This window comes from Vibrio sp. B181a (assembly GCF_030248375.1).
GTDB classification, from domain to species: Bacteria; Pseudomonadota; Gammaproteobacteria; order Enterobacterales; family Vibrionaceae; genus Vibrio; species Vibrio campbellii.
Genome location: NZ_JAHGAD010000073.1, coordinates 1 through 6,042, shown reverse-complemented (window position 1 = coordinate 6,042; position 6,042 = coordinate 1). Strand labels below are relative to the sequence as shown.

Below are 6,042 nucleotides of genomic sequence, written 5' to 3'. Positions count from 1 at the left end.
GACCGAGAAAGATGGGTTCTGTACGCCAAAACACATGGTGTTGCCATTGTTCATGGTCATTTGATCACTTTGGCGTGCCACTCCTTTTCCTTCGATAAGGACATTCGGAGAAGACGTCACAAACTGCGCTTCTCCTTCAATGGTTCCTGAACTCACGCCTTTTTTATCGCCAGCGGCATCACCAGTACTTTTTGAGAACTTACTGCCTTGCAAGGCAATACTGTTGCCACCATCGGCAGTGACACTGGTTGAACCGTCCACCAAATCGGCGGATTTAGCGTTGTTGCCATACGGAATAGGAACGACAGGCTTTCCGACTTTGGTTAAACAAACGTCCGGTACAGAAGCGTTCGCTTCACCGCCTGAGCCTTTATGTACAATACTCAGCCCATTAGCGCCGATGGTTGATGCCATAATCTTTTCCTTTTCAATCAGTTTAAACGCACTTTGGTCGCTTGAATTTTTTGTAATTTATCTGCCGATGTATTGATGTTTTGGGCGGTGGTTTTTACCGTGCCACTTTTCGCAGTCATAGAGGTTTTGGCTCCATCAGCTCCAAGTTCGACACTCTCCTCTCCGTCTATGATTATCTTTTTAGCGCGCAGCACGATAAGCTCTTCATCCAAGAGTGAAGAGTAAATATTGGTCAACATTGGCGTGTGGATATCTCCTGCCACAAACTCAATGCGGCAATCCAGACGGTGATCTATCGCAAGTTGTAAATCCGCTTTCGTGAACAGACGGCCAAGCACCGCCCACACCGACTGACCAAGCGGGTTGCCCTCAAAATCGACTTTGACATGGCGATTATCGGAGTGAATTTCATTGACCCATCCCATTCGAGCATAATGCTCTACGGATGAAGTAGCGGGGTCAGAGTCGTGCATTATCGACGTTTTCCTAACTCAAAAAATGATGTCCGGATTTTAACAACGAAATGAGAAAGATAGCTCGACGTGGAAAAGTCAAAACGGAGTGAAAAACACAGGTATTTTATCGGCCACATCAGGCATATTGAAACATCGGATAGGCAATAAAAAGCCTGAGCTAGTGAGATGCTTAAAACAGCAAAATGTCAGAGTAAGACAAACTGTGAAAGCCATCACACTTTATTTCTTATTTCAAATCAGACCTTTGGCCAGTATTACTACACCATGGCCTGAATGCCTACCCGCCATTCCCCCACCCAAAGAAAGCAATGGCAAGAAATGGGTCAAACGCTTCAGTCCTACGCGGAAATCATCAGCCAAGAATGCTTGACCCTCACCACACAAAAAAAGGGCCTTCATCGGTTATCCTCCGCCCACAAAAAGGCCACCAACACGGTGGCCTAGGTCCTTCAAGGGGGAATGAAGGTAAAAAAGCAAAAGGGTCACAACACCGTCAATACGACCGCGTTGCCAGGTTGACTCTAGCGCAGAAGAGGGATTTCGCGAGCTGCGCCGAGTAAAATTGCGACAGGCGGCCTCACTCTTTACGACTTGAAAACGCGGGATTGGGCGCCGATTCATGCCCCCAATCCGACCATTGCCCCGCGTACTCATTACGATGCTGACGAACCGAAAGCAACTTTCCTTGAGCATTGCGAATGCGCACAACGCAGCGAGTCTTAGGTAAATGTGACAACGCGACCAGTTTCGCACCTTGTAAATTTTCCATATTGAGCTGTTTGTGTTTCAGTATCGCTTTCGACCCACAGCAAAAATAAGTAACATCATAAATTGGCATCGTTCCCCTCAATGGCTTTCAACACCCAATGTGTATTCACATCGCCAATAATATAATAAACTGATTGCTTATCCATTAGAAAGCGAGGCCTTATGAAGTCAAACAAAAATTGGCGACCGCTCTCTGTAAGTGTTTGGCACTATCTCATTGAGCATCGAGATAATAAGTCACTCTTTTTCCACGACGTCGCTCGCGAGGTGGGCATCAGTCTTCGCCATCTGAATTATCCACTGGCCTATGTGTTAGAGTTTTGTGAAAGACAGTCACTGCCGCCGTTAACGGGCATCGTCCTCATCAAGCAAGAAACCGTTCGCTTACAACGCGAATGCCCCAGCGCGCACTTTAGGCTCAAACACCAAGGGCAATTCTATTGCCCCTGTGACGCATCTTTCAAAGCGCTTTATCAACAAAAACTCGCACAGGTAAGACGGTTCGATTGGCAAGCAATCCACTATGCGCCTTCGCCTTTGACAGTCTTTGAGCTAAAAAGCCAATGGTTAGAAGCAAAAAAGCAAAGAGCACCGGGGACACCCCACGCTCACCACCTTAGTCAGTTGGCCAGACGCTGACGTCATTTATTGAAGCGACAAAAACAAAAAAACCGACGCGAGAGAGTGGCGTCGGCTTTCTTGGCTGTCCTTTGCACGTTAACTCGATGGGGGATGTCCGAGTCAACCTCGCTAAGCTTAGTATGCTTCATACTGTTCCACGATGGTCTGCTTTTAAAAATCGGACTTCCATTCTCATTATCCCTAATGACTTAACCAATGCCGCTAGGTGATCCATTCGCCATGCGCGCAGGGTGTTGGCTCTTCCAGCACGAACCGCATATTGTGCTTGTCGAGAGAAACTGACGCCGATAAGATGGAACTTACCGGGTGTGTGGGACGATTCTTGCGCCAACACCCCATCAAACGCCTTCGCCAGCGCCAGACGTTTGAACTCCCCTTCTTTAATCTGCTCCATAGCGTCAACAAAACCTCATAATGACAATGACATTTCGTCATTATGTACTTATATAGCCGCAAGTGCCATTCCAGCACTCCCATTTTTGTTTGTCACAGCAGAGTTTACTTTAAGAGCAAGGTCTGTTTGGCGTCTTGCGCTTGTGACACGAATACGGGGAAGAGCAGTGAATAAGGGACACTAAATTGCTTGTTGTCGATACCCAGTACTACACGTTTAGGGTTAAGCTTTATGACTTGCCCAATGTATTCCTGGTTATCGCGCGGGTCGATAAAGCCGACCGTTTGTCCAACCGCCAACTCCGCTTTAGACAACCCATTGGGTGTTGATGTGACGATATCGGCCTCAATGTGATCGAGGTTTAACCAATAAAACGGCAAAGTCCAACGCTGTTGAGTCTCACACTCAACCACGCTGACCCGAGTACGGCCCAGCTTGGTCACCTGACAGGCGACCAGTGTATTTCTCTGAGCACAAAAATAGTCAACCGTCATCCCAACCTGAATTTTTCGCTTCAATCGTTGCATCCTATCAGGATCATCCAGCACTTTTAAAATGGCTTGCTGCAAACGAAACAGTTCAAAGTCACTCGCCGACTCCAACTCACTAAATACAGATTGTATGTTCATACGACTCCTACGCTGACAACGCTTCGATAATGGCATTCATCGAATGGCCACGATATTGCAAATGGCGAACCATCTGCGCTTTTTCTTTGGCGTCTTTGGGGCGCTCAGTCCCGTACTTTTTCTCTTTCGCCTGTAAACAAAGCTCAAACCAATCCACATCCAAATCTTCGAGGGCTTGGGCGACCAATAAGTTATCCAGTCCTTTCTTTCTCAGTTCTTGCTTAATCCGCGCTTCACCGTGAAGCTTGGCCAATTGCTTTTGGATTTCACGTTCTATCAGCCGAGAGTCATCAACGTAATGATGCGAGAGCAAAGTTTCCATCACGCAGGCCACTTCCTCCACCGAAGCCAGTCGTAAGAGCTGACGTTTCAGCTCCCCAGAGGAATAATCCCGCTTAGCGAGTAAGGTCACCGCATGCTCATAGAGCGCCTGTTCAGTCATTCGATCCCCCCTCATGTTCTGCAAACCAAGCCTCACGCTGCTGATATCGTTCCATCACTATTTCAGCAAATCGAGTGACGCTGGCCGCATTGATTTGATACAGTTCAAGCTCTTGAAGTTGATAGTGATGGACGTTAGAGTCTCGCTTTCGCAGCTCATCGCTGAGCATTTGAAAGCTCACCTCACGGTGACACGTGAAAAGCGCCGCCAACGCATCAAACACTTCACGATGTAACTGACCATAAAACAGGGTTCGGTGTAATTGGGAAGAGAGCTCTGGCCATGCGGCCTGGTTGTAGAGCAAACCACTTAACAAGTTCACCTCGGCTTCCAAACTGTGCGGTGGAAGCCTGCTTCTTTTTCTTTTCATCATTGTCTCTGTCGCCCTATTGGCCTTGTCTATCCCCTACCCTCGTCGCATCAGCTGCTCACGCAGGTTCGGTGGCACGCCTTTCATGGTCAGCGTGTCGGTGTCTGGGTCGTAAAAAATCCGTTCATTGAGCAGTTGCGCATCAAAGGTCAGCGACACCCCGCCGCCACTGCCGACAAACTTGGTTAACGGTGTGAGCGCGCTGCGCTGCACCGGAAACTGCGCCTCGAGCTCATAACCTTGACGCTCAGCAAACGCTTCGAAGTTCTGGCCATCCACACTGACAGGCAGCGCATTGGAGAGCTCGCGTATCACCACTTCATCGCCGGCTTTGAGCTGCGCGCTGCAGTGGTCAAACACCTGCTGTCGATACTGGTGAGACTCGTGTTTGTCTAATTGATGGTCGGCGCAAAAGTCTTCCACCGCCTGCAAAAGCACCTGGTTCTGCGCTTTGACATCCAGCCCCACTTCCGCTTGCAAAAAATCCAAGAAAAAATCCGACACGCCACGTCCCACTCGACCTTTGATGTACGTCAGGTAACGGTCGCTTTTTGGGTGATGCGCTTTATCCGATAAATTAATGCACGCCGCGATGGTGATGTTCTTGAGTTCGAGATAATCCGTCGCACTGATATCGAGTGACCCGGTCACCTTAAGGCTTTGCTGTATCGGCAGCAAACCGATGAACAGATACTCAGTGGCCAGGTGTTGATAGTGCGCCATGACTAACACGCCTTCATCGGCGAACGGGTATTTCACCAGTTCTTGATGCAGCTTGGTGGCGCAATCACAAGAAAAGTCATGAAACGTGTGATGGCCTTGCTGATAGGACAGCAACCCCGCATGCACGTCACTGCCCGGTTGGAACAAGCCATAGCCTTTGCCGGGTTTGTGGATAAAATGTTGATGCAGCAGCGTGGCCAGTTGCTCCGAATGCGCGTCGCTGCCTAGCGGCGCGCTGCGAAGCTGCAGATGCAGCTCGTCTTGGGTTTTCCTGATAAGTTGATGCAAAGCTAAATGGTGAAGTTGTAAGCTCATTTCACCCTCAATGCACGCTGCGCGTGAGTACCGGCAATAACATGGCCAGAGGGGCCTCCACTTGTATATGAGCACCATCGGGTACTTCACCACTCATCATCGTCAGCGCAAAGCGCTCAACGTTAACCGGCGTCAGCAGTGCCATCTTAACCGGTTCGCCTTGCTCGTCTCGCAAAGTGGTATGCGGGTAAATGTCTAACACGCGAAATTCATCGCTGTAGTCGCTTTTGACCACCCACGTCACGTTGTCGCCGGCTTTAATCGCGCTCAGTTTCATTGGAAATCCTCTTGGTTTAGCGAGCCTTTGACCTCAAATCGAGCGGTGATCGTGGCTAAGATGGCCTCCATCACCGCCTGCTTAGACTCGAGACAGATCATGTCGTCATTAAACAGCTCTGCGGCCAGCACGGTCTCCCCGTCCACCTCATGAACCACCAGTTTTCCGAGGTAGCCGAGCGTTCGATGGGTAAAGCCTAGGCAGTACCCTCGGTGATCGTAACTCATTGTTGCCTGTACACCTTCAGGGAGGTCGTCAGGCGATAATGGCGTCGGTGTGATGTCCGGCTTAGGCGAAGCATCGCATCGCCGTTTTTGTTGACCTAAAGCTTCCAGACCCGCGTGGGGGATGGAAGCAGGCAGCTTTGACAGCGGAAACGCCGCCGCAGGGGCGGCGCCTTTTTCATATTCTTGCTCTCTGCGCTCCATGACGGTCAAGAGCTGCTGCGCAATGGTGCGGGCATCGTCAAACAAAGCGCGCTTCTCCGCTTCTTGGATAACCTGCCCTAATCCAGGGAAGAGCATGAGTTCACAGTCGCCATCGAGCAAGATATGCCCGTCCATGATGGTGTTTCCCTGACATCGCGACCGAT

General features: G+C 49.7%; 12 protein-coding genes. 1 reads left to right on the top strand and 11 read right to left on the bottom strand.

Annotation, left to right across the window (positions count from 1 at the left end; translation table 11 throughout):
• The 4 genes from KIO97_RS23115 to KIO97_RS23100 all read right to left on the bottom strand — a co-directional run.
• The coding region (locus KIO97_RS23115; RefSeq protein WP_285384044.1) for a DUF4150 domain-containing protein at positions 1–414 on the bottom strand (414 nt) is incomplete at its 3' end.
• Between the two features lie 17 nt (positions 415–431).
• Positions 432–887 (bottom strand): hypothetical protein, encoded by a 456-nt coding sequence (locus KIO97_RS23110; protein ID WP_285384043.1) that lies wholly within the window; start codon positions 885–887, stop codon positions 432–434.
• A 234-nt stretch (positions 888–1,121) separates the two neighbouring features.
• Positions 1,122–1,289, bottom strand: coding sequence for a hypothetical protein (locus KIO97_RS23105; protein ID WP_285384042.1), 168 nt, complete (start codon positions 1,287–1,289; stop codon positions 1,122–1,124).
• 178 nt (positions 1,290–1,467) lie between these two features.
• Positions 1,468–1,659, bottom strand: coding sequence for a hypothetical protein (locus KIO97_RS23100; RefSeq protein ID WP_285384041.1), 192 nt, complete (start codon positions 1,657–1,659; stop codon positions 1,468–1,470).
• A gap of 161 nt (positions 1,660–1,820) precedes the next feature.
• Here KIO97_RS23100 and KIO97_RS23095 point away from each other — a divergent pair, with 161 nt between their 5' ends.
• Positions 1,821–2,297 carry a hypothetical protein gene (locus KIO97_RS23095; protein ID WP_285384040.1) on the top strand — a complete coding sequence of 159 codons (477 nt, stop codon included), beginning with the start codon at positions 1,821–1,823 and terminating at the stop codon, positions 2,295–2,297.
• A gap of 127 nt (positions 2,298–2,424) precedes the next feature.
• On the opposite strand, the gene KIO97_RS23090 is transcribed toward KIO97_RS23095, so the two are convergent.
• The 7 genes from KIO97_RS23090 to KIO97_RS23060 all read right to left on the bottom strand — a co-directional run.
• A complete protein-coding gene (locus tag KIO97_RS23090) occupies positions 2,425–2,694 on the bottom strand; it encodes a hypothetical protein (protein WP_285384039.1) in 270 nt (89 codons plus the stop codon).
• A 104-nt stretch (positions 2,695–2,798) separates the two neighbouring features.
• Complete coding sequence (locus KIO97_RS23085; RefSeq protein WP_285384038.1) at positions 2,799–3,323, bottom strand: hypothetical protein; 525 nt, start codon at positions 3,321–3,323, stop codon at positions 2,799–2,801.
• 7 nt (positions 3,324–3,330) lie between these two features.
• Entirely contained in the window at positions 3,331–3,765 is a 435-nt protein-coding gene (locus KIO97_RS23080) for a regulatory protein RecX (RefSeq protein ID WP_285384037.1), read from the bottom strand.
• The gene (locus KIO97_RS23075) at positions 3,758–4,135 is read right to left on the bottom strand and encodes a DnaB-like helicase N-terminal domain-containing protein (RefSeq protein ID WP_285384045.1); all 378 of its coding nucleotides are present in this window, start codon (positions 4,133–4,135) and stop codon (positions 3,758–3,760) included. The genes KIO97_RS23080 and KIO97_RS23075 overlap by 8 nt, the downstream gene beginning before the upstream one ends.
• A gap of 36 nt (positions 4,136–4,171) precedes the next feature.
• Positions 4,172–5,173, bottom strand: coding sequence for a nucleoid-associated protein YejK (yejK, locus tag KIO97_RS23070; RefSeq protein WP_285384036.1), 1,002 nt, complete (start codon positions 5,171–5,173; stop codon positions 4,172–4,174).
• Positions 5,174–5,180: 7 nt separating this feature from the next.
• On the bottom strand, positions 5,181–5,450 hold the full coding sequence (locus tag KIO97_RS23065; protein ID WP_233969509.1) for a hypothetical protein: 270 nt from the start codon (positions 5,448–5,450) through the stop codon (positions 5,181–5,183).
• On the bottom strand, positions 5,447–6,042 hold a 596-nt coding region (locus KIO97_RS23060; RefSeq protein ID WP_285384035.1), incomplete at its 5' end, for a hypothetical protein. The genes KIO97_RS23065 and KIO97_RS23060, both read right to left, overlap by 4 nt.